Annotated in this window: 25 protein-coding genes; 22 read left to right on the top strand and 3 right to left on the bottom strand. The window is 63.2% G+C overall.

Translation table 11 applies throughout. From position 1 onward, the window contains the following. Positions 1-33 precede the first annotated feature (33 nt). Entirely contained in the window at positions 34-1,497 is a 1,464-nt protein-coding gene (gene selO, locus LOY52_RS02230; RefSeq protein WP_258678035.1) for a protein adenylyltransferase SelO, read from the top strand. 6 nt (positions 1,498-1,503) lie between these two features. Here the strand turns inward: selO and LOY52_RS02225 are convergent, their stop codons facing one another. Next, positions 1,504-1,905 (bottom strand): type II toxin-antitoxin system HigA family antitoxin, encoded by a 402-nt coding sequence (locus LOY52_RS02225; RefSeq protein WP_258678033.1) that lies wholly within the window; start codon positions 1,903-1,905, stop codon positions 1,504-1,506. Beyond that, the gene (locus tag LOY52_RS02220) at positions 1,902-2,198 is read right to left on the bottom strand and encodes a type II toxin-antitoxin system HigB family toxin (RefSeq protein WP_258678031.1); all 297 of its coding nucleotides are present in this window, start codon (positions 2,196-2,198) and stop codon (positions 1,902-1,904) included. The genes LOY52_RS02225 and LOY52_RS02220 overlap by 4 nt, the downstream gene beginning before the upstream one ends. A 193-nt stretch (positions 2,199-2,391) precedes the next feature. On the opposite strand from LOY52_RS02220, the gene trxC reads away from it, so the two are divergent. Continuing rightward, positions 2,392-2,826, top strand: a complete 435-nt coding sequence (gene trxC, locus LOY52_RS02215) for a thioredoxin TrxC (protein WP_007967298.1) — start codon at positions 2,392-2,394, stop codon at positions 2,824-2,826. Positions 2,827-2,939: 113 nt separating this feature from the next. Here the strand turns inward: trxC and LOY52_RS02210 are convergent, their stop codons facing one another. Continuing rightward, the gene (locus LOY52_RS02210) at positions 2,940-3,710 is read right to left on the bottom strand and encodes a ParA family protein (RefSeq protein WP_003220955.1); all 771 of its coding nucleotides are present in this window, start codon (positions 3,708-3,710) and stop codon (positions 2,940-2,942) included. 362 nt (positions 3,711-4,072) lie between these two features. Between LOY52_RS02210 and LOY52_RS02205 the strand changes: the two genes are divergently transcribed. The 20 genes from LOY52_RS02205 to LOY52_RS02110 all read left to right on the top strand — a co-directional run bounded on the left by LOY52_RS02205 (position 4,073) and on the right by LOY52_RS02110 (position 22,300). Next, a complete protein-coding gene (locus LOY52_RS02205; RefSeq protein WP_258678029.1) occupies positions 4,073-4,792 on the top strand; it encodes a beta-ketoacyl synthase chain length factor in 720 nt (239 codons plus the stop codon). After that, positions 4,768-5,574, top strand: coding sequence for a 1-acyl-sn-glycerol-3-phosphate acyltransferase (locus tag LOY52_RS02200; protein WP_258678028.1), 807 nt, complete (start codon positions 4,768-4,770; stop codon positions 5,572-5,574). The genes LOY52_RS02205 and LOY52_RS02200 overlap by 25 nt, the downstream gene beginning before the upstream one ends. Next, a complete protein-coding gene (locus LOY52_RS02195) occupies positions 5,558-5,833 on the top strand; it encodes a phosphopantetheine-binding protein (RefSeq protein WP_127648661.1) in 276 nt (91 codons plus the stop codon). Before LOY52_RS02200 ends, LOY52_RS02195 begins: the two co-directional genes overlap by 17 nt. 9 nt (positions 5,834-5,842) lie before the next feature. Beyond that, positions 5,843-6,097 carry an acyl carrier protein gene (locus tag LOY52_RS02190; protein ID WP_003220947.1) on the top strand — a complete coding sequence of 85 codons (255 nt, stop codon included), beginning with the start codon at positions 5,843-5,845 and terminating at the stop codon, positions 6,095-6,097. Next, positions 6,094-6,639, top strand: coding sequence for a hypothetical protein (locus tag LOY52_RS02185; RefSeq protein WP_258678027.1), 546 nt, complete (start codon positions 6,094-6,096; stop codon positions 6,637-6,639). Before LOY52_RS02190 ends, LOY52_RS02185 begins: the two co-directional genes overlap by 4 nt. Beyond that, positions 6,636-8,315 carry an acyl-CoA synthetase family protein gene (locus LOY52_RS02180; protein WP_258678025.1) on the top strand — a complete coding sequence of 560 codons (1,680 nt, stop codon included), beginning with the start codon at positions 6,636-6,638 and terminating at the stop codon, positions 8,313-8,315. Before LOY52_RS02185 ends, LOY52_RS02180 begins: the two co-directional genes overlap by 4 nt. 128 nt (positions 8,316-8,443) lie before the next feature. Beyond that, positions 8,444-9,178: a glycosyltransferase family 2 protein gene (locus LOY52_RS02175; RefSeq protein WP_258678023.1), complete on the top strand. Its 735-nt coding sequence runs from the start codon at positions 8,444-8,446 to the stop codon at positions 9,176-9,178. Then, a complete protein-coding gene (locus LOY52_RS02170; protein WP_258678021.1) occupies positions 9,175-10,122 on the top strand; it encodes a glycosyl transferase in 948 nt (315 codons plus the stop codon). Before LOY52_RS02175 ends, LOY52_RS02170 begins: the two co-directional genes overlap by 4 nt. Then, the gene (gene hutH, locus LOY52_RS02165; RefSeq protein ID WP_123585542.1) at positions 10,103-11,647 is read left to right on the top strand and encodes a histidine ammonia-lyase; all 1,545 of its coding nucleotides are present in this window, start codon (positions 10,103-10,105) and stop codon (positions 11,645-11,647) included. Before LOY52_RS02170 ends, hutH begins: the two co-directional genes overlap by 20 nt. After that, a complete protein-coding gene (locus LOY52_RS02160) occupies positions 11,640-12,065 on the top strand; it encodes a thioesterase family protein (RefSeq protein ID WP_258678020.1) in 426 nt (141 codons plus the stop codon). The genes hutH and LOY52_RS02160 overlap by 8 nt, the downstream gene beginning before the upstream one ends. Beyond that, positions 12,062-12,664 carry an outer membrane lipoprotein carrier protein LolA gene (locus tag LOY52_RS02155; RefSeq protein WP_258678019.1) on the top strand — a complete coding sequence of 201 codons (603 nt, stop codon included), beginning with the start codon at positions 12,062-12,064 and terminating at the stop codon, positions 12,662-12,664. The genes LOY52_RS02160 and LOY52_RS02155 overlap by 4 nt, the downstream gene beginning before the upstream one ends. Further along, entirely contained in the window at positions 12,648-14,987 is a 2,340-nt protein-coding gene (locus tag LOY52_RS02150; protein ID WP_258678018.1) for an MMPL family transporter, read from the top strand. Before LOY52_RS02155 ends, LOY52_RS02150 begins: the two co-directional genes overlap by 17 nt. Continuing rightward, positions 14,984-16,147, top strand: a complete 1,164-nt coding sequence (locus LOY52_RS02145; RefSeq protein ID WP_258678016.1) for a sodium:proton antiporter — start codon at positions 14,984-14,986, stop codon at positions 16,145-16,147. Before LOY52_RS02150 ends, LOY52_RS02145 begins: the two co-directional genes overlap by 4 nt. Beyond that, positions 16,134-17,381, top strand: a complete 1,248-nt coding sequence (locus tag LOY52_RS02140) for an NAD(P)/FAD-dependent oxidoreductase (RefSeq protein WP_258678014.1) — start codon at positions 16,134-16,136, stop codon at positions 17,379-17,381. The genes LOY52_RS02145 and LOY52_RS02140 overlap by 14 nt, the downstream gene beginning before the upstream one ends. Beyond that, on the top strand, positions 17,378-18,103 hold the full coding sequence (locus tag LOY52_RS02135; RefSeq protein ID WP_258678012.1) for a class I SAM-dependent methyltransferase: 726 nt from the start codon (positions 17,378-17,380) through the stop codon (positions 18,101-18,103). Before LOY52_RS02140 ends, LOY52_RS02135 begins: the two co-directional genes overlap by 4 nt. Further along, positions 18,103-18,699 (top strand): DUF3261 domain-containing protein, encoded by a 597-nt coding sequence (locus LOY52_RS02130; protein WP_258678010.1) that lies wholly within the window; start codon positions 18,103-18,105, stop codon positions 18,697-18,699. Before LOY52_RS02135 ends, LOY52_RS02130 begins: the two co-directional genes overlap by 1 nt. Next, positions 18,696-19,892 (top strand): beta-ketoacyl-[acyl-carrier-protein] synthase family protein, encoded by a 1,197-nt coding sequence (locus LOY52_RS02125; protein WP_258678008.1) that lies wholly within the window; start codon positions 18,696-18,698, stop codon positions 19,890-19,892. Before LOY52_RS02130 ends, LOY52_RS02125 begins: the two co-directional genes overlap by 4 nt. Continuing rightward, on the top strand, positions 19,889-20,353 hold the full coding sequence (locus tag LOY52_RS02120; protein ID WP_258678006.1) for a hotdog family protein: 465 nt from the start codon (positions 19,889-19,891) through the stop codon (positions 20,351-20,353). Before LOY52_RS02125 ends, LOY52_RS02120 begins: the two co-directional genes overlap by 4 nt. Further along, entirely contained in the window at positions 20,346-21,074 is a 729-nt protein-coding gene (fabG, locus tag LOY52_RS02115) for a 3-oxoacyl-ACP reductase FabG (RefSeq protein ID WP_258678004.1), read from the top strand. Before LOY52_RS02120 ends, fabG begins: the two co-directional genes overlap by 8 nt. Then, the gene (locus LOY52_RS02110) at positions 21,074-22,300 is read left to right on the top strand and encodes a beta-ketoacyl-ACP synthase (RefSeq protein WP_258678002.1); all 1,227 of its coding nucleotides are present in this window, start codon (positions 21,074-21,076) and stop codon (positions 22,298-22,300) included. The genes fabG and LOY52_RS02110 overlap by 1 nt, the downstream gene beginning before the upstream one ends. Positions 22,301-22,308: the final 8 nt, after the last annotated feature.

Below are 22,308 nucleotides of genomic sequence, written 5' to 3'. Positions count from 1 at the left end.
CAGAATGCTCGGACATTCTGCTGGAGCCGGCCCTTGAAAGCCCTCGACGAACTGACCTTCGACAATCGCTTCGCCCGCCTGGGCGATGCGTTCTCCGCTCACGTGCTGCCCGAGCCGATCGACAACCCGCGCCTGGTCGTCGCCAGTCCTGCGGCCCTGGCCTTGCTCGATCTTGACCCGACGACGGCCGACACTCAGGAATTCGCCGAACTGTTCGGCGGCCACAAGCTGTGGGCCGATGCCGAGCCACGGGCGATGGTCTATTCCGGGCATCAGTTCGGCGGCTACACGCCACAACTGGGTGATGGTCGCGGACTGTTGCTCGGCGAGGTGTATAACCAGGCCGGCGAACACTGGGACCTGCATCTGAAGGGCGCCGGACAGACGCCGTTTTCGCGCATGGGCGATGGCCGCGCGGTGTTACGTTCGTCGATCCGCGAATTCCTTGCTTCCGAAGCGCTGCACGCGCTGAACATCCCGTCTTCACGTGCCGCCTGCGTGATTGGCTCCGACACTCCGGTGTGGCGCGAAAAGCAGGAACGCGCGGCGATGGTGCTGCGTCTGGCGCCAAGCCATGTGCGCTTCGGCCACTTCGAATATTTCTACTACACCAAGCGCCCCGAGCAGCAGAAGCTTCTCGGCGAACATGTATTGGCAATGCATTTCTCCGAATGCCTGGAGCAGCCGGAACCGTATCTGGCGATGTTCCGCGAGATCGTCGAGCGCAATGCCGAACTGATCGCCAAGTGGCAGGCCTACGGCTTCTGCCACGGGGTGATGAACACCGACAACATGTCGATCCTCGGCATCACCTTCGACTTCGGCCCGTTCGCCTTCCTCGACGATTTCGACGCCAACTTCATCTGCAACCACTCGGATGATCAGGGCCGCTACTCGTTCAGCAACCAGGTGCCGATCGGCCAGTGGAACCTCAGCGCTCTGGCCCAGGCCCTGACGCCGTTCATCAGCGTCGAAGCCCTGCGCGAAACCCTCGGCCTGTACCTGCCGCTGTTCCAGGCGCACTACCTGGACCTGATGCGCCGCCGCCTCGGCTTCACCACCGCCGAGGATGACGACCAGAAGCTGCTCGAAGACCTGCTGCAACTGATGCAGAACAGCGGCGTCGATTACACGCTGTTCTTCCGTCGACTCGGTGAAGATTCAGCAGAGCAGGCTGTCGCCCGCTTGCGCGATGACTTCGTCGACATCAAAGGCTTCGATGCCTGGGGCGAACGCTACGTGGCACGGGTTGCCCGCGATGGTGACAGCGATCAGGACCAACGCCGCATGCGCATGCACGCGGTCAATCCGCTGTACATCCTGCGCAACTACCTGGCACAAAAAGCCATCGACGCCGCCGAACAAGGCGACTACTCCGAGGTGCGCCGACTGCATGCGGTGCTGAGCAAACCGTTCGACGAACAGCCGGGGATGGAAGGTTATGCCGAACGGCCGCCGGAGTGGGGCAAGCATCTGGAGATCAGTTGTTCGTCTTGAAGCAGGCTAGATGAACACCTCTAGAGGCACCTTGAAGTAGTCGGCCAACCAGCGGACCTGCCGCAGGTTCAATTTGCGCTTGCCGTTCAGAATTTCTGAAACAACGGATTGAGTACCCACACCCGGCAGATCGCTTTGAGTCAGACCATGTTCGCGCATCATGTAGCCGAGGACCTCTTCTCCGCTCGCATCGGCCATCGGATGGTGTGTGCGATCCCACTCGGCAACCCAGTCACTGATGATGTCCAGCAGACTCGCGAGTGGGTGCGAGCCATCATCACCGGTTATCTCAAGGATCTCGTCGACGGCTTGGACCAAGGCGTCGTAATCCTCTTCATTTTTCGGTTTGCGCAGCAACGGAGAGACAAACTCCCAGTGCTCGGCAACTGTCTTGATCAAACTACTCATACCTTTCCCTCCTTCCATTTGCCCCGATCATATTCGCGGTGGTCGAGCACATGCTTGATGTAGAGCCTTTGTGACCGATAACTGACAAAAGCAATTAGCCTCAGTTTGTTGCCACCAATGTCGAAAACGTGGAGATCACCCACCTTATCGGTGGCAGGAAATATCGACTTCATTGCCGCGAAGTCCTTTGGATTACTCCTGCTTGCCAGACGAAACCATTGCGCTAGCGCGCTTGCTGCCTGTGGCCACTGCTCCTTGGCCTCTCGAATGGGTTTTTCACTGAACACATGCATGCAACATCCTTATCGCATTCTGCTATGGGGAGTTAATCACAAAATAAAATTATCGCAACTTGCGATACATCTAGGCAGACCAACGGTCTGCCTGGGTAGGACTCAGCCTAGATCCAACATTGAAATCCGCATGATTGAAAATATGAGCAAACGTCTCCAACTAGGGTTTATCGCCCTTCACTGGACCTCGTTCATGACCACTCCATTGCTTATCCCCTGCCCCGCCTGCAACGGCCTCAACCGCATCCCCGCCGAACGCCTCGCCGACCAGCCAAAATGCGGGCGCTGCAAATCCGCGGTGCTGTTGAGCAAGCCGTTCGAACTCAAGCAAGGCGATTACGCCAGCCAGATCAAAGGTGATCTGCCGTTGCTGGTGGATGTGTGGGCGGACTGGTGCGGGCCGTGCAAGTCGTTCGCGCCGGTGTTCGAGCAGGCGGCGGCGCAGTTGGCGGGCAAGTGCCGGTTGGCCAAGCTCGACAGCGAAGCCAATCAGCAGTTGTCGGCGCAGTTGGGGATTCGTTCGATTCCGAGCTTGATTCTGTTCAAGAACGGTCGGGAAGTGGCACGCCAGAGTGGGGCGTTTCCGTTGCCGCAGTTGATGGCGTGGCTGCGTAGCCAGGGCATCTGACCCTCCAGAGGACCCATTGTGGGAGCGAGCCTGCTCGCGAAGGCGCCCGTTCAGTCAACAAAGATGTTGAACGTACTGGCCTCTTCGCGAGCAGGCTCGCTCTCACAGGAAAATCAGTGGTCTTCGAGCAGGTTGTGCAGCTCAACGAACTGCTGCGTCAGCTTGTGCCGAGGGTCGAGGTGGATCAGCGGGGTGCTGGCCTGGTGCGACTCGCGCATGCGCACCGAGCTGTTCAGGTACACGGGCAGCACCGGCAAGCCCTCGGCAATCAGCTCATCGAGGATCTGCTGCGGCAGGCTGGCCCGGGCCTGGAACTGGTTGACCACGATGCCTTCGACTTCCAGGCCTTCGTTGTGGTCTTCCTTCAGCTCTTCAATCTCCGCCAGCAGGCCGTACAGCGCCTGGCGCGAGAAGCTGTCGCAGTCGAAGGGAATCAATACCCGATCGGCGGCGATCAACGCCGACACCGCATAGAAGTTCAATGCTGGCGGCGTATCGAGATAAATCCGGTCGTATTCGCCATCCAGCTCATCGAGCAATTTGCGCAGCTTGTTGATCTTGTGTTTGGCCTCAAGCTTGGGCTGCAGATCGGCCAGCTCGGCGGTGGCGGTGATGATGTGCAGGTTGTCGAACGGGGTTTCGTAGATGTCGGCCTGGTTTTTCTTCGAGAACGGCCCGGAAGACAGGGTCTGCTTGAAGAAGTCGGCAATGCCCATCGGTATGTCATTGCCGGTAAGCCCCGTCAGATACTGGGTGGAGTTGGCCTGGGCGTCGAGGTCGACCAACAGCGTACGATAGCCCTCGCTGGCACTCACCGCCGCCAGATTGCAGGCAATGCTGGATTTGCCCACGCCACCTTTCTGATTGAACACCACGCGCCGCATGACAAAACCTCCGTGTATCAAAGAATGACCGAGTGTAGTTGCCTGTGCGTGCGCTTCGCTACCTTCAACGACGCGGACTACAGAGTCAGGCGCAAAAATCAGCGGGCACAGCGGGCAAAAACCTCCCGAGTGCGCTGATATGCCCGACAGACAAATCCCGCACGACCTGGATAATGGCCAAGTGACAGTTTTTCCGCGAACCACTCGGTACATTTCGTTGCGCAAAACGTAACCAACATTTGCTACACACTCGTCGCACCGGGATAATGCGCGCCACCCGGCGCCAAGCGCCACCTCAGGTCAGCCGCGGCCCTGGCGACTCAAAGCGTCATAAAAAGCCCGCAGGGGCGGGATGAACATCCGTGATCAACTTCAACATCGCCCAATGGCGCGCGTGGGCCCCGGGGCTCGACAGCGTGGACGCGTGGCAGGCCTGGAGCCGACAACCGGTCGTACTCCCGAGCAGCGATGTCGCGCCCGATGTGTCGTTTCTGCCAGCCATGCAGCGCCGGCGCCTCAGCCGTCTGGCGCGCATGGCGTTCAGTGTCGGCTGGCCGCTGGCCGACGGACGGGAGAACCTGCCGCTGGTGTTTGTTTCACGACACGGCGAAACCCCGCGCACCTTCGAGATTCTCAGCGACCTGGCCAACGACGAGCCGTTGTCGCCGACCCAGTTCAGCCTGTCGGTGCACAACGCGATCATCGGTCTGTGGTCGATCATGCGCGGCGAAACCAGCGAAATGACGGCCCTTGCGGCCGCAGGCGATGGCCTGGAACACGGCATCCTCGAAGCCGCCGCCCTGCTGGCTGAAGGCGCTCCGGCGGTGCTGCTGATCATCACCGAAGAACAGCCGCCCCAGGCCTATTCGCAGTGGATCGACGACGTGCCGTTCCCTTATGCGCTGGGTTTGCTGCTCACCCCCGGTACCGACTGGCGGCTGACCCTGAACAGCGGCCAGGAAGCAGTGTCCAAAGCGCACTGGCCCCACGCGCTGAATCTATTGCGCACCCTGCTCGGCCAGCAAACCCATTGCCAACATGCCTGGAAAAATCGTGTATGGACCTGGCAACGCAACCCGTGACCGAGAAGAACCGCGACGCCTATTACTGGCGCTTGCTGGCCACCGCCGCCAGTTTCGCCCTGTTCGGCTTGGGCGGGCTGTGCCTGCGGCTGCTGGTATTTCCGCTGCTGGGCTTTTTGCCGGGTGACGCACTCAAGCATCGTCAGCGCGCGCGGCAGACTGTCAGTCGGCTGTTCTGGTTTTTTGTGCGGTTCATGGCCCGCACCGGCGTGCTGACTTATGACATTCAAGGGGCGGAACGCCTCGGTCGGCCGGGGCAGATGATCATCGCCAACCACCCGTCGCTGATCGACGTGGTGTTCCTGATCGGCCTGGTGCGCCAGGCCAATTGCGTGGTGAAGAAAAGCCTGTGGGAAAACCCCTTCACCCGCGGCCCGCTGCGCCGCACCGAATACATCAGCAATGACGGCAGCATGGACATGCTCGACGCTGCCGCCGAGTCGCTGCAAAACGGCCAGACGCTGATCATTTTCCCCGAGGGCACGCGCACTCAACCCGGCCAGGCGCCAGCCTTTCATCGGGGGGCTGCGGCGATTGCCCTGCGCGGTGCGAAAATCCTTACGCCAGTGGTCATCAAGGTCAATCCGACTACCCTGACCAAGGCCGAACCCTGGTATCGCATCCCCCACCGCCGCGTGCACTTCAGTTTTCGTGTCGGGGCCGATATAGATCCACAGACTTTCGCCACGCAAGGCCCGGCACCGCAGGCCTCGCGCAAGCTCAATGATTATTTGCACTCTTACTACATTAAGGAGCTCGCCGAAGATGAGCGATCTGAATAACCCTGGCCTGGTGCGCGACATCAAACTGCTGATCATCGATGCCCTGGGCCTCGAAGACATCAGCGTCGACGACATCGGCGACGAACAGACGCTGTTCGGCGAAGGCCTGGGCCTGGATTCCGTCGACGCACTGGAACTGGGTCTGGCGATCCAGAAAAAGTACGGCATCAAGATCGACGCCGACGCCAAAGACACCCGTAACCACTTCACCAACGTGGCGAGCCTTGCGGCATTCGTCACGGCAAAACAGGCAGCTTGAGACCGGACCATGCAAACTCGTGACGACATTTTCAACACCCTGCGCGATGCCTTGGTCGAGCTGTTCGAACTGGATCCGGCGCGGATCAGCCTGGAGTCCAACCTGTATCAGGATCTGGAGATCGACAGCATCGACGCGGTCGACCTGATCGATCACATCAAACGCCAGACCGGCAAGAAAATCGCCGCCGAAGAATTCAAATCTGTGCGCACCGTCGGTGACGTGGTCGAGGCGGTCTACCGTCTGGTTCAACCGGCCGCATGAGCCGATTGATCGGCCTCGGCCTGCTGCTGGCGGGGCTGCTGTACCCCTTTGCGGTGTATTTCGGCATGGAGCACTTCGCCCCGTGGCAGTTCGGACTGCTGCTGGGCGGGCTGTGGCTGGCGCGCGCGCTGACCGGCGAGCGCAAACCCGGCAGCCGCTGGATGGCCTGCGTGGCGATCGGGTTCTGCCTGCTGCTGGCGCTGTTCGACAGTCCGCTGTTGCTGCGTTGGTATCCGGTGCTGATCAGCGGCTTCATGCTGGCGCTGTTCGGCCTGAGCCTGAAATACGGGCCGCCGATGGTCGAGCGTCTGGCGCGATTGCGCGAGCCGCAATTGCCGCCCGAAGCGATCCGCTACACCCGTCAGGTCACCGTGGCCTGGAGCGTGTTTTTCTTCTGCAACGGTTTGTGCGCCGCGCTCCTGACCCTGTGGGCGCCGCTGCATTGGTGGATGTTGTACACCGGCCTGATCTCCTACGGATTGATCGGCCTGATGTTTGCCATTGAATGGCTGATACGACAACGGGTAAGAGGCCGTAAATGAACTGGATAAAACTTGAGCAACTGTTGCTCAAGGCCCTGCCGGAGCGTGCGATCAGCGCCGCCCCGGCCCTCGATCACATACAACTGCGCGAGCAGGCGCTGAGCGTTGCCGCCGGCCTGCGCGCACGCGGCGTGCAGCGTGTGGCGGTGCATCTGGAAGATGCCGCCGACCTCGCCATCGCCCTGCTCGGCGCATGGCGCGCAGGCGTCAGCGTCCTCCTGCCCTCCGATCTGCAAGGGCAGACCCGCCAGCGCTGGTCGAGTGAAGTCGATCTTTGGCTGAGCGATCACCCCGTTGATGCACACCTGAGCGATCTGCTGCAGCCGGCCCTGCCCGGCGCTGAACTGAATCTCGAGCAGTGCCGCCTGAGCCTGTGCACCTCCGGCTCCAGCGGCGAGCCCAAGCGTATCGACAAGACCCTGCGCCAACTGGCCAACGAGGTCGAGGCACTGGAGCAACTGTGGGGCGCGGATCTGGGTGAAGCCTGGATCATCGGCAGCGTCGCCACCCAGCACATCTACGGGTTGCTGTTCCGGGTGCTGTGGCCGCTGTGCGCCGGACGTCCGTTCGTGCGCAGGCAACTGGCGTTCCCGGAAGACCTGCAGCGCGCCAGCCGCGAACACCCGGCCTTCGCCTGGGTCGGCAGCCCGGCATTGCTCAAGCGCATGGGCGATAACCTCGACTGGCCGGCCCTGAGCGCCGTGCGCCGGGTGTTTTCCTCCGGCGGCGCTTTACCCGCAGACGCGGCGCAGAGCCTGCAGCAACGCCTGCAGCAGTGGCCGACGGAAATCCTCGGCAGCTCGGAAACCGGCGGTATCGCCTGGCGTCAGGGCGCCAGCCTGTGGCAGCCCTTCGCCGGGGTTGAGCTAAGCCAGGACAGCGACGGCGCCCTGCTGATCGCTTCTCCCTATCTGCCGGCCGGGCATGTCGAACATACCGCCGATGCCGCGCGCATCGCCGCCGACGGACGTTTCGAACTGCTCGGGCGGCTGGACCGCATCGTCAAACTCGAAGAGAAGCGCATCTCCCTGCCGATGCTCGAACAGGCACTGGTCGCCCACGAGTGGGTCGCCGAAGCACGGCTGGGCGTGGTTCAAGAAAACCGTGCGGTGCTTGGCGCCTTGCTGGTGCTCAGCGACGCGGGCCTGTTTGCCTTGCGCGAGCACGGCCGCCGCAGCCTGACCGAAGCCCTGCGCAAACACCTTAGCCAGCATTGCGAAGCGCTGGCCTTGCCCCGGCGCTGGCGTCTGGTGCGGCAACTGCCGCTGAACAGCCAGGGCAAGCTGCCGCAGGCCGACATCGAAGCGCTGCTGCTGGCGCCACGGCCGAAAGCCCCGGAAGTGCTGGAGCAGGTTGAAACCGACGGCGAGTGGAGCCTGCAATTGAGTGTTCCGCCGGACCTGGCCTACTTCAGCGGCCACTTCCCCAAAGCCCCGGTGCTGCCCGGCGTGGTGCAGGTCGAATGGGCGCTGAACCTTGGCCGACAACTGCTGAACCTGCCCGGCAAATTTGCCGGCATGGAAGTGCTGAAATTCCAGCAACTGGTGCGCCCGGGCGATGAAGTCCAGCTGCACCTGCGTTTCGATCCCGAGCGCGGCAAACTGTATTTCGCCTACCGTAACGACACCGCGACCTGCTCCAGCGGGCGAATCCTGCTAGGAGCCGCCGATGCATAACCTGTGGCGAGGGAGCTTGCTCCCGCTGGGCTGCGAAGCGGCCCCAAACTCGGTCCACGCAAAACTGCGAGCGAGTGCTGCGCACTCGAGCGGGAGCAAGCTCCCTCGCCACAGTGGGGGCGTGAACCATGCATAAGCCCTGCGCCGTGATTCCGGTCTACAACCACGAAACCGCGATCGGCACCGTAGTCGACGCGCTGCTCGCCCAAGGCCTGCCGTGCATTCTGGTGGACGACGCCAGCACCCCGTCCTGCGCGCGCGTGCTGGATGCGCTGGCCGAACGCGACCAGGTGCATCTGGTGCGCCTGACCCTCAATCAGGGCAAGGGCGGCGCGGTGATGACCGGACTGCGCGAGGCTGCGCGTCTGGGCTTCACCCATGCCCTGCAAGTTGACGCCGACGGCCAGCACGACCTGCACGACGTCGCGCGTTTCGTCGAGGAATCCCGCGCCCACCCGGACGCGATGATCTGCGGTTATCCGCTGTTCGACGAGAGCGTGCCCAAGGGCCGCTTGTACGCACGTTATCTGACCCACGTGATGGTCTGGATCAATACGCTGTCGTTGCAGATCCGCGATTCGATGTGCGGCTTTCGCGTGTATCCGCTGGCCCCGACGCTGGCAGTGATCGACTCGGCGCGGGTCGGCAAGCGCATGGATTTCGACTCCGACATCCTCGTGCGCCTGTCGTGGCGCAACCAGCCGATGCGCTGGCTGCAGACCAGCGTGCATTACCCGCTGGACGGCGTCTCGCACTTCCGTCTGTTCCACGACAACGCGCTGATTTCCAGCATGCACACCCGGTTGTTCTTCGGCATGCTGCTGCGCTTGCCGGTCATCCTCTGGCGCCGGTGGCGCACATGAGCGTCGAGACCGACAAGAAGCACTGGGCCGACCGCGAAGAGCGCGGCAGCTTCCTGCTGATGAAATTCACCGCGTTCGCCGCCAAGGTGCTTGGCCGGCGTCTGCTCAGTCCGTTGCTGTACGGCATCGTCCTGTACTTCTTCCTGTTCGGCCGTACCGCGCGCAACAGTGCCTGGCAATACCAGCAACGGCTGGCTGACTGGAGCAACCGCGCCGAATTGCGCCCGAGTTACTGGCGCGTGTTTTGCCAGTTCATGGCGTTCGCCGATTCGCTGCTCGACAAGCTCGACGTGTGGAACGGCAAGATCCGCATCGAGCAGATCGAAATCATCGACCCGGCATTGCTGCGCAATCAGTTGCGCGGCAGTCGCGGGCAACTGCTGGTCGGCGCGCACCTGGGCAACCTGGAGGTGTGCCGGGCGCTGGCCGAGATTGGCGAAAAGGTCACCATGAACGTGTTGGTGCACACCAAGCACGCCGAGCAGTTCAATCGCTTGCTGGGCGAGGCCGGGGCGACCAATCTGCGCTTGATTCAGGTCAGCGAACTGGACCCGGTGATCATGCTGCAACTGCACGAACGCCTGGAGCGCGGCGAGTGGTTGGCGATTGCCGGCGACCGCGTGCCATTGCACGGCGGGCGCAGCGTCAGCGTGGATTTTCTCGGCCACCCGGCAGCGTTTCCGCAAGGCCCGTGGCTGCTGGCCGGTTTGCTCAAATGCCCGGTCAACCTGCTGATGTGCCTGAAACAACCGGACGGCCACTATCGCCTGACCCTCGAGCCGTTCGCCGACAGCGTGACCTGGACACGCCGCGAGCGCGAGCAGGTCATTCATCAGTGGGCCACCCGCTACGCGCAGCGCCTGAGTCACTATTGCCTCGAAGCCCCGCACCAATGGTTCAACTTTTACCCTTTCTGGAAGACCGATGACGACGCCAACCCATGAGCCGGTAACCTTCGGCGAACGCCCTTTGCGCATCGAAGACGTGCTGGCCCTGGCCAACCGTCAGGCGCCCGTGCAGTTGCAGAGCGACGCCGCTTACCGCGAGCGCATCGCCAAAGGCGCACGGTTCCTCGATTCGCTGCTGGACAAGGAAGGCGTGATCTACGGCGTGACCACCGGTTACGGTGATTCCTGCGTGGTCGCGGTGCCGCTGCATCACGTCGAGGCACTGCCGCGTCATCTGTATACCTTCCACGGCTGCGGCCTCGGCAAACTGCTCGACGCGCAAGCCACCCGCGCGGTGCTGGCGGCGCGTTTGCAGTCGTTGTGCCACGGCGTGTCCGGGGTGCGCATCGAACTGCTGGAGCGCCTGCACGCCTTCCTTGAACACGACATCCTGCCGCTGATCCCCGAAGAGGGTTCGGTCGGCGCCAGCGGCGATCTGACGCCGCTGTCCTACGTCGCCGCGACCCTGTCCGGCGAGCGCGAAGTGCTGTTTCGTGGCGAGCGCCGGCAAGCGGCCGACGTGCATCGCGAACTCGGCTGGACGCCGCTGGTGCTGCGCCCGAAAGAAGCGCTGGCCCTGATGAACGGCACCGCAGTGATGACCGGCCTTGCGTGCCTGGCCTTCGCCCGCGCCGACTATCTGCTGCAACTGGCCACGCGCATCACCGCGCTCAACGTGGTCGCGCTGCAAGGCAATCCGGAACACTTCGACGAGCGTCTGTTCGCTGCCAAGCCGCATCCGGGGCAGATGCAGGTCGCCGCGTGGCTGCGCAAGGATCTGGCGATCGACGCCCCGACCGCGCCGCTGCATCGCCTGCAGGATCGCTACTCATTGCGCTGCGCCCCGCACGTACTCGGGGTGCTGGCCGACAGCCTGAACTGGCTGCGTGCGTTCATCGAGACCGAACTCAACAGCGCCAACGACAACCCGATCATCGACGCCGAAGCCGAGCGCGTGCTGCACGGCGGGCACTTCTACGGCGGGCACATCGCGTTCGCCATGGACAGCCTGAAAAATCTGGTGGCCAACGTCGCCGACCTGCTCGACCGTCAGCTCGCATTGCTGGTCGACGAGCGCTACAACCACGGATTGCCGAGCAATCTGTCCGGCGCCCCGGCGGATCGCGCGATGATCAACCACGGCTTCAAGGCCGTACAGATCGGCACCAGCGCCTGGACCGCCGAGGCGCTGAAAAACACCATGCCGGCCAGCGTGTTCTCACGCTCCACCGAGTGCCATAACCAGGACAAGGTGAGCATGGGCACCATCGCCGCCCGTGACGCGATCCGCGTGCTGGAGCTGACCGAACAGGTCGCCGCCGCCACGTTGCTCGCGGCCAATCAGGGCGTGTGGCTGCGCGGTCGCGATGCAGACGCGCGTGCGCTGCCACCTTCGCTGGCCGCCATGCACGAAGAGCTGGCCAAGGACTTCCCGCCAGTCATCGAAGACCGTGCACTGGAAGGCGAACTGCGCCTGTGCCTGCAACGCATCGCCGAACAACACTGGAGGCTGCATGCGTAGCGCCGGAGTGCTGCACGCCGACACGGAAATCCTCGTGCCGTTTTTCGACGTCGACACCATGCATGTGGTCTGGCACGGGCATTACGTCAAATACCTGGAAGTCGCGCGCTGCGCGCTGCTCGACAAGATCGGCCACAACTACACGCAGATGTCCGAGTCGGGTTACGCGTGGCCGATCATCGACCTGCAACTGCGTTATGTGCGCGGCGCGGTGTTCGGCCAGCGCTTGAACGTGCGCGCCAGTCTGGTGGAGTGGGAGAACCGCTTGAAGATCAATTATCTGATCACCGACCTGCAGACCGGCGAGCGCCTGACCCGTGCCAGCTCGGTGCAGGTAGCGGTCGAGATCAGCAGCCGCGAGATGCAACTGGCCTCACCCAAAGTGTTCACCGATGCGGTGGAAAGGATGCTGCGATGAACCTGTTCTGCAAATGCCTTGGCGCGATGGCGCTGCTCGCCGTGTCGACGCTGGCCAACGCCTTCGACCTGCAACAGCTCAGCGAACAACTGGCGAAACCGGAAGTGATCCACGGCCAGTTCATCCAGGAAAAACACCTGCGCGCCCTGCCCCAGCCGTTGATCAGCAAGGGCAACTTCGTCCTGGCGAAAAATCACGGCCTGCTCTGGCTGCTCAAGACCCCTCTGCAACAGGATTACCGCATCACCGCCAACGGCATCGCCCGTCGTGACGGCAACGCTTGGCAGTTGCTGCCGAACAAGAGCGCCGGTGCCGAACAGAACCGCTTGTTCCTCGCCGTGCTGCAAGGCGACAGCAGCGGCTTGCAACGGGATTTCGAACTGGCCCTGAGCGGCGACGCACAGCAGTGGAAACTCACCCTGACCCCGCGCTCGGTGCTGCTCAAGCAAGTGTTCAATCAGATCAATATCGACGGCGGTGAGTTAGTGCAGACCATCGAACTGCTGGAAACCCAGGGCGACAGCACTGTGCTGCGCATGCAGGACAGCACTGCAAGCCAGCCGTTGAGCGAAGCGGAGCAACGTGACTTTGCCGAGTGAACGCAGGCTACCGTGGCTGTTCCTGATCCTGCTGCTGGCGGTCATCGCGCTGGCCGGGTGGCAGTGGCGCGACGGTGCGCCGCTGTCGGCCAACCTCATGGAGCTGGTGCCCGGCACCAACCCTGACGCCCTCGAACTGCGCGCCGAACAGCGCATGCAGGAGCCGCTCAATCGGGAAATGCTGGTGTTGGTCGGTCACACTGATCGCCAGCAAGCGGTGGCCATGGCCCAGACTTTGGGCGAGCAATGGCAGGCCAGCGGTCTGTTCGAAAAGGTCCAGTGGAACCTGCAGGCGGATCTGCCGGCGCTGCGTACGCAACTGCTGCAAGGGCGGCTGGCGATGCTCTCGGCGGATGACCGGCAACTGCTGAGCGAGCATCCCGATGCGTTCATTCAGCAACGGGTTCAGGCACTGTTCGACCCGTTCAACGGTTTCACCCTGGTGCCGAGCCAGGACGACTGGCTGGGCCTGACCGGACGCATTCAGAACAGCCAGCCGAAACACGGCGCGGTGCAACTGGACATCGGCAGCGGCGCACTGGTCGCCGATGCCGACGGCAAGAGCTGGGTGCTGCTGCGCGCGCGCACCACCGGCAATGCCTTCGACATGAACCTGCCGCTGAAAGTCGCTGATCTGCTGCAGCACAGTCGCGAGCAAGCGGCGAGAGCCGACGTGCAACTGTTGGCCGCCAGCGGTTTGCTGTACGCCGCCAACGGTCAGCAGCAAGCCACTCGCGAAATGACCTGGGTCGGCGGCGGCGCCACTCTCGGCATTCTGCTGTTGCTGCTGTTGGCGTTTCGTCGCTGGCGGGTGCTGCTGGCGTTCGTGCCGGTGCTGGTGGGCATGCTGTTCGGCGCGGTGGCCTGCGTCGCGTTGTTCGGCCATATGCATGTGATGACGCTGGTGCTCGGCTCCAGCCTGATCGGCGTGGCGGTGGATTACCCGCTGCACTATCTGTCGAAAAGCTGGAGCCTCAAGCCGTGGCGCAGCTGGCCGGCGCTGCGCCTGACCCTGTCCGGACTGACGCTGAGCCTGATCACCAGCGCCATCGGTTATCTGGCGCTGGCCTGGACGCCCTTCCCGGCGTTGACGCAAATCGCGGTGTTCTCCGCCGCCGGATTGCTCGGTGCTTACCTGTCGGCGGTGTGCCTGCTGCCGGCCCTGCTGAACAACGTTGAGCTGCAACCGGCGCAATGGCCGCTGCGTCTGGCCGAGCGTTTGGTGCAACTGCGCGAAAACCTGCTCGAACACGTGCGCACCCCGGTGCTGCTGGCGCTGTTGATCGCGTTCTGCGCCGGTGGTCTGGTGCAGCTGCAAAGCAAGAACGACATTCGCCAGTGGGTCGGCGCGCCGCAACGCCTGACCGATGAGGCGCAGACCATCGCGCGCATCACCGGCTATCAGCCGACCAGCCAGTTCTTCCTCGTACGTGGCGCCAATCAGCAGCAACTGCTGGAGCGGCAAGCCGCGTTAAGCGAACGTCTGCAGCAACTGGTCAACCTCGACAAACTGCAAGGCTATCTGGCCCTCGATCAACTGCTCAGTCCGCCGAGCCAGCAACAGCAGGTTCGCGAAGCGCTGAGCAAACTGCCGCAATACTGGCAGCCATTGCTCGACCTCGGCGTACCGCTCGCGGCGTTGCAAACCGAGTTGCAGCAGTTGCAGAACCTGCCGTCCGAAGATATCGACGCAGCACTCGCCGGGCCGCTGGGCGAGCCTTACCGCACGCTGTGGCTTGGCCCGACCGATGATGGCGTGGCGGCGATGACCAGCCTGCAAGGCCTGAACAATCCGTCACTGCTGCGGGTGCAGGCCCTGGACTTGCCGGGCGTGATGCTGGTCGATCGTCTCGGCGAATTGAACAATGTGTTCGCCGCGACCCAAATCAGCGCCGCCGAACTGAAACTCGCCTCCTGCGTGTTGATTGTGCTGGTGCTGACCGTGCCGTTCGGCTTCGGCGGCGCCTTGCGCATCGTCGCCCTGCCGCTGCTGGCGGCGCTGTGCAGCCTGGCCAGCCTCGGTTGGCTCGGTCAGCCGCTGACCCTGTTCAGCCTGTTCGGCCTGCTGCTGGTGACGGCGATCAGCGTCGATTACGCGATCCTCATGCGTGAGCAGGTCGGCGGTGCGGCTGTCAGCCTGCTGGGCACCTTGCTGGCGGCGCTGACGACCTGGCTGTCGTTCGGTTTGCTGGCGGTGTCGAGCACGCCGGCGGTGAGCAATTTCGGCCTGTCAGTGAGCTTGGGGCTGGCCTTCAGTTTCATTCTGGCGCCGTGGGCCAGACGTCACGTCCACCGCGCCGCCGTTGCGGAGCCGGCAGCGTGATGGTCGTCGGTTTCTGGCTGATGGCCCTGGCGCTGTTCGCTGTGGCGACCCGTGTCGGTCGGCATTTCGGCCTGATCCCGATCGTCAGCCAGTTGCTGCTGGCCAGCTTTGGGTTGCCGCTGCTGATGTACTTCTGGATCGAACCGGGCTGGCAGCTCAGCGGTGCCGAACTGATCGCGCCGGGGTGGCTGAAAGACCTCTACAGCCTGAGTTTCGCGCTGTTGCTCGGGCACATTCTCAGTGATGTGATCGACCTGCGGCTGGACCGCCAGAGCGTGAAAATCGCCGTGCCGAGTTTTGCCGTGCCATTTGCCTCCGGTCTGGCGGCCGCCGCTTGGTTGCTGCCAGCGCAACCGTGGCTGAACTCGCTGGCCATTGGGCTGGTGTTCGCGATCACGGCGATTCCGGTGCTGTATCTGTATTTGCGTCACATCGACTACCCGCCCGCCGCCACCCGGCGTCTGGTGCAGACCGCAATCCTCATCGACCTGACCTGCTGGACGCTGTTCGGTCTCGCTCAGGGCAGTCTGCATCTGAGCAGTCTGTTGCTGCCGCTGGGACTGGCCTGCGTGCCGCTGCTGTTGCATCTGCTGCGCGTGCGTCGACCGCTGACCTACAGCCTTGGTTTCTTTGCGCTGCTGGTGCTGGCCGAGCATTACAAACTCAACGCACTGATTTTCGGCATCGGTTATCTGCTGTGCATGGCCTTGCTGAAAGTACCGTTGGTGCTGCCATTGCCGGCGCGGTGGATGAGCCGTTTGCAGACATGGATCGCGATCCCGCTGATCCTCACCTTCGGCATCGTGCAGATTGACGTTCACAGCGCCCTTGCCAGCCTCGGCGCGGCGCAATGGGCGGCGCTGCTGCTGTTGCCGATTGCCAGTAAACTGCTCGGCAACTGGCTGGGTCTGGGCTGGGCCGGCGCCTCGTTCGAAGGCGCCAGCCGCTGGCGTGAAAGCGTGCTGCTGAATATTCGCGGGCTGAGTGAAATCGTCTTTCTCAACCTGCTGCTGCAACAACAGCTGATCAGCACGGCGCTGTACTTCGCGCTGATGCTGATGGGTCTGATCGCGACGCTGTTGCCGGCCCTGCTCGGCCTGCACCGCGCGCCCCTGAAAACCACCGCCACTGCGCCCGGGAGTTCACGTGCCAACCGTTGAAATGCAACGTCGTCAGGTAGTGATCATTGGTGCCGGCCCGTCCGGCGCCATCGCCGCTGCGCTACTCACGCGCAAGGGCCACGATGTGCTGGTGCTCGAGCGCCAGCACTTCCCGAGGTTTTCCATCGGTGAAAGCCTGCTCAGCCATTGCCTGGATTTCGTCGAAGAGGCCGGCATGCTCGACGCCGTCAACGCCGCCGGATTCCAGCGCAAGACCGGTGCTGCGTTCGCCTGGGGCGAGCGCTACAGCGCGTTCGATTTCAGCGATACCTTCACCGCAGGTAAACCCACCACGTTCCAGGTGCAGCGCGCCGATTTCGACAAGCTGCTGGCCGATCAGGCTGCACTGCAAGGTGCCGAGATCCGTTACGGCGATGCCATCGTCCGCGTTGATTTCGACCGCGCCAGACCGCAGCTCGACGTGCTGCGCGAAGACGGCAGCGAGTACCGCGTCGAAGCGGATTTCGTACTCGACGCCAGCGGCTACGGGCGCGTGCTGTCGCGTTTGCTCGAGCTGGAAGCGCCATCGAATTTCCCGGTGCGCCAGGCGGTGTTCACCCACGTTGAAGATCACATCGACAACCCGGCCTTCGACCGCGAGAAGATCCTCGTCACCACCCACCCCGAGCACCGCGACATCTGGTTCTGGACGATCCCGTTCAGCAACGGTCGCTGCTCAGTGGGCGTGGTGGCTGCCGCCGAGCACTTCAAGGGTCGCGACAGCGATCTGGATGCCTGCCTGCGTGGCTTCATCGCCGAAACCCCAAGCCTCGCCGGCGTGCTGAACAACGCGGTGTGGGACACCCCGGCGCGCACCCTCGGTGGTTATGCGGCAAATGTGAAAACCCTGCATGGCCCCGGCTTCGCCCTGCTCGGCAACGCCGCGGAATTTCTCGACCCGGTGTTCTCCTCCGGCGTGACCATCGCCATGCGTTCGGCGAGCATGGCCGCCGCCGTGCTGCACCGGCAGTTGCAGGGCGAAACCGTCGACTGGCAGCGCGAGTTCGCCGAGCCGCTCAAACGTGGGGTCGATACCTTCCGCTGCTACGTCGAAGGCTGGTATGCCGGCACCTTTCAGGACGTGATTTTTTATCAAGACAGTCAGGCGGAGATTCGCCGAATGATCTGCTCGATCCTCGCCGGTTATGCCTGGGATGAACGCAACCCGTTCGTCAGCGAAGCACGCCGCCGGTTGAAGATGATTTCCGAACTCTGTGCAAAGGACGCCCCATGAATTACTTGAGCGACAGCTACGTCGAGGAAACCCGCTTCGGTTTCTGGTTCCTGCGCAGCCACACCTGGCAGCACCACGTGCTGCGCGTGGCGATCAACGATTTGCGCGGATTGTTCAGCGAGTCGCTGCCGGCCCATCCGGTGCTGCTGGATGCCGGCTGCGGTCAGGGCAAATCGTTCCGGCACCTGCGCCAGACCTTCGCCCCCCAGCGTCTGATCGGCGTCGACGCTGATCCGCACAGCCTTGCATTGAGCGCCGAAGAAGCGGCGCGCCAGGGTTTCGATGTCGAGCTGATCGGCAGCGACTGCGCGACGCTCAGTGTCGCCGATGCCAGTGTCGATCTGCTGTTCTGCCACCAGACCTTTCATCATCTGGTCGAACAGGAAAAAGCCCTCGCCGAGTTCTATCGCGTGCTGAAGCCGGGCGGTTATCTGCTGTTCGCCGAGTCCACCGAAGCCTACATTGATACTTGGGTGATCCGCTGGCTGTTCCGCCATCCGATGCATGTGCAGAAGAGCGCGGCGCAGTACCTGGAAATGATTCACCAGCAGGGTTTCGAGTTTGGCGAACATAATGTCTCGTACCCGTATCTGTGGTGGAGCCGGTCGCAGGATTTCGGACTGCTGGAGCGGTTTGGATTGCGCCGGCCGAAGCCGTTTGGGCAGCGTGAGGAAACGCTAGTGAATGTCGTGGCGCGTAAGCCTCTTGAAGGTGATCGTTGATGCGACACATAAACTGTGGGAGCGAGCCTGCTCGCGAAAGCGATGGGTCAGCCAGCCTCTTTGTTGAATGTGCCGGCGTCTTCGCGAGCAGGCTCGCTCCCACAGTGTCCGTGGTGTGGCGACTTTTTGTGGTCAGCATGATGCTTCTGTTGAGCGCCTGCGCCAGCCAGGCCCCGCTGCCCGCGAGCAACCCGACGCTGCCGTTACCGCTGCAACTGCACATCGAACGTCAACAGGCCGATCAGCGTCAGGACTGGCTGTTGGTGATCCAGCGCGAAGGCCCCGGCATCCGCTGGTCGATGATGGATCCGCTGGGCATCCCCCAGGCGCGTCAGCAGTTGATCGACGGTCGCTGGCAAGCCGACGGGCTGCTGCCGCCCAACCCGGAAGCCCGGGAGCTGTTTGCCGCGTTGCTGTTTGCCCTGACCCCCTCCGGCGAACTGGCGCGCAATTACCCCGCCGCGCAGCAGCAGGGCGAGCAACGCACGCTGGCGCCGCGCTGGACGATCCGTTATGCACAACCGTTGAGTTTCCAATTGAATCTGCCCCAAGGCCCGCACTATCGGGTTTCTCCCCTCGGTGAACCGACGCCATGACTGCCTACCTCAATGCCCTCGGCGTGATCTGCGCGCTGGGCCGCGACAAGCACCAGGTCGCGCACAACCTGTTTGCCGGTGACTGCTCGGGCATGCGCCGCGAGTCCGGCTGGGTGGCCGGGCGTGAGCTGCCGGTGGCGGCGGTGCACGGTGAGCTGGCGGCGATTCCGGCCGAACTGGCCGACCAGCGCAGCCGCAACAATCAACTGCTGCTGGAAGCCGCGCTGCAGATTCGCCAGGACATAGACCGGGCGATTCAGACCTACGGTCGCGAGCGTATTGGCGTGGTGCTCGGCACCAGCACTTCGGGGATCGACGAAGCCAGTCGCGGGCTGGCGCACTATCTTCGCGAGCAGCAGTTCCCTGGCGAGTACGACTATCGGCAACAGGAACTCGGCGCCCCGGCGAATTTTCTCGCCGACTGGCTGCAACTCAGCGGCCCGGCCTACGTGATTTCCACCGCCTGCACGTCCAGTGCGCGGGCGTTGATGAGCGCGCAGCGCCTGCTCGATCTGGGCCTGTGCGACGCGGTGCTGTGCGGCGGGGTCGACAGCCTGTGCAAACTGACGCTCAACGGTTTCAGCGCGCTGGAAGCGGTGTCCGACCAGCGCTGCAATCCGTTCTCGGCCAACCGTAATGGCATCAATATCGGCGAAGCGGCGGTGCTGTTTCTGATGAGCAGGCAGCGCAGCGACGGGCCGGCCATTGCCCTGCTCGGCAGCGGCGCCAGCTCAGACGCGCACCACATTTCCGCGCCGGAACCGAGCGGCCGCGGCGCCCTGCAAGCGATGCAGAAAGCCTTGAGTCGCGCACAGCTGCAAGCGGCGCAAATCAGCTACCTGAACCTGCACGGCACCGCGACCCAGCACAACGATGCGATGGAAAGTCTGGCGGTCGCCACGCTGTTTCCTGAAGGCGTGGCCTGCTCGTCGACCAAGCCGATGACCGGCCACACCCTCGGCGCTGCCGGCGCCCTCGAAGCGGCGTTCTGCTGGCTGAGCCTGAGCACCGACAATCCGCAGCACGCCTTGCCGCCGCACGTCTGGGACGCTCAGCCCGACCCCGACTTGGCGGCGCTGAAGTGGGTGACCGCGAGCGAACGCCTGTCGTCCATTGCACCCCGCTACCTGATGAGCAACTCGTTTGCTTTCGGCGGCAACAACGTCAGCCTGATTATCGGAGACGCCCCATGAACGACTGGCCGCTCGCCGAACTGCTGCCCCACGCTGGCGACATGATTCTGATCGACCGCATCCTCAGCTTCGACGAGGAGCAGATCCACACCCGCCTCACGGTCAAGCCCGACGGCTTGTTCAATCTGCCTGACGGCAGCCTGCCGGCGTGGGTCGGCGTCGAGCTGATGGCGCAAAGCGTTGCCGCGTTCGCCGGTTGCCATGCCCGATTGAAGGGCAACCCGGTAGAACTGGGTTTCCTCCTCGGCACGCGTAAATTCGAGTGCAACGTCGAGGCGTTTCCGGCCGGCAGCGAACTGACCATCCACGGCATCCGCTCGCTGGAAGACGACAACGGCATGGGCGTTTTCGAATGCCACATCAACGCCCCCGGCATCGAGGCCAGCGCACGCTTGAACGTGTTCCGTCCGCCGCAGCCCAGCCAATACCTTGAACAAAACAGAGAGTCGAACGATGACTGAATCCGTACTGGTCACCGGCTCCAGCCGTGGCATCGGCCGCGCCATTGCCTTGCGTCTGGCGCAGGCCGGGCACGACATCGTCCTGCACTGCCGCAGCGGCGTAGCGGAAGCCCAGGCCGTGAAAGCCGAAGTCGAAGCGCTGGGGCGCCACGCGCGCATCCTGCAATTCGACGTCGCCGACCGCGAAACCTGCAAAACCATCCTCGAAGCCGACGTCGAAACCCACGGTGCCTATTACGGCGTGGTACTCAACGCCGGCCTGACCCGCGATGGCGCTTTTCCGGCGTTGAGCGATGACGATTGGGACGTGGTGTTGCGCACCAATCTCGACGGTTTCTACAACGTCCTGCACCCGTTGATGATGCCGATGATCCGTCGTCGCGCCGCCGGTCGGATCGTCTGCATCACTTCGGTGTCGGGTTTGATCGGCAACCGTGGCCAGGTCAACTACAGCGCCTCCAAGGCCGGGGTGATCGGTGCAGCGAAAGCGTTGGCGATTGAACTGGGCAAGCGCAAAATCACCGTTAACTGCGTCGCGCCAGGCCTGATCGATACGGCGATGCTGGATGAAAACGTGCCGGTGGAAGAACTGATGAAAATGATCCCCGCACAACGCATGGGCACCCCGCAAGAGGTGGCCGCTGCGGTGAATTTCCTGATGTCGGCGGAAGCCTCGTACATCACCCGCCAGGTCCTGGCGGTCAACGGAGGCTTGTGCTGATGAAGCGCGTCGTCGTCACCGGCATGGCCGGCATCACTTCGCTGGGCAGCGACTGGCAGACCATCGCCGACAACTTCGCGGGCAACCGCAGCGGCATCCGCCGCATGGACGAGTGGGACCGCTTCAGCGAACTCAACACCCGCCTGGCCGGGCCGATCGATGATTTTGTCGTGCCGCCGCACTGGACCCGCAAGCAACTGCGCAGCATGGGCCGGGTGTCACGGCTGGCGGTGGGTGCGGCGGAACAGGCGCTGGCTGACGCCGGCCTGCTCGGTGACGAATCGATCAAGGACGGACGCATGGGTGTGGCCTGCGGCTCATCCACCGGCAGCACCGACGAGATCAAGGCGTTCGGCAACATGCTGCTCAACTCGGTGGCCGAAGGCCTCAACGCCAACTCCTACGTGCGGATGATGCCGCACACCACCGCGGCCAACATCAGCATTTTCTTCGGCCTCACCGGACGCCTGATCCCGACGTCCAGCGCCTGCACCAGTGGTAGTCAAGGCATCGGCTACGCCTACGAGGCAATCAAGTTTGGACGGCTGCCGCTGATGCTCGCCGGCGGTGCCGAAGAGCTGTGCCCGACCGAAGCCATGGTCTTCGACGCGCTGTACGCCACCAGCCTGAAAAACGACGCGCCACAGACCAGCCCACGTCCGTACGACAAGGGCCGCGACGGTCTGGTGATCGGCGAAGGTGGCGGCATGCTGGTGCTTGAAGAGCTGGAGCATGCGCTGGCGCGCGGTGCGCGGATCCATGCGGAGATTGTCGGTTTCGGCAGCAACGCCGACGGCCAGCACACCACCCGCCCGGAGCAGATCACCATGCGCCGGGCCATGGAACTGGCGCTGGAAGACGCCGGGCTGGCGCCGGATGCCATCGGTTACGTCAATGGTCACGGCACCGCTACAGAACAGGGCGACATTGCCGAAACACTGGCGACCAGCAGTCTGTTCGGCGAACACATGCCGATCAGCTCGCAGAAGAGTTTCCTCGGCCACACACTCGGGGCCTGCGGCGCGCTGGAGTCGTGGTTCAGCATCGAAATGCTCAATCGCGACCTGTACGTACACACGCTCAACCTCGACGAGGTCGATCCGCACTGCGGCAAACTCGATTACCTGCGCGGCGAATTCCGCCAGATGCATCACGAGTACGTGATGAACAACAATTTCGCTTTTGGTGGCGTCAACACCTCGTTGATTTTCCGCCGCTGGCACTGACCGCAACA

The sequence above is a fragment of the Pseudomonas sp. B21-051 genome (assembly GCF_024748795.1).
Classification (GTDB): Bacteria; Pseudomonadota; Gammaproteobacteria; order Pseudomonadales; family Pseudomonadaceae; genus Aquipseudomonas; species Aquipseudomonas putida_A.
This window is presented reverse-complemented; position numbering and strand designations above follow the sequence as displayed.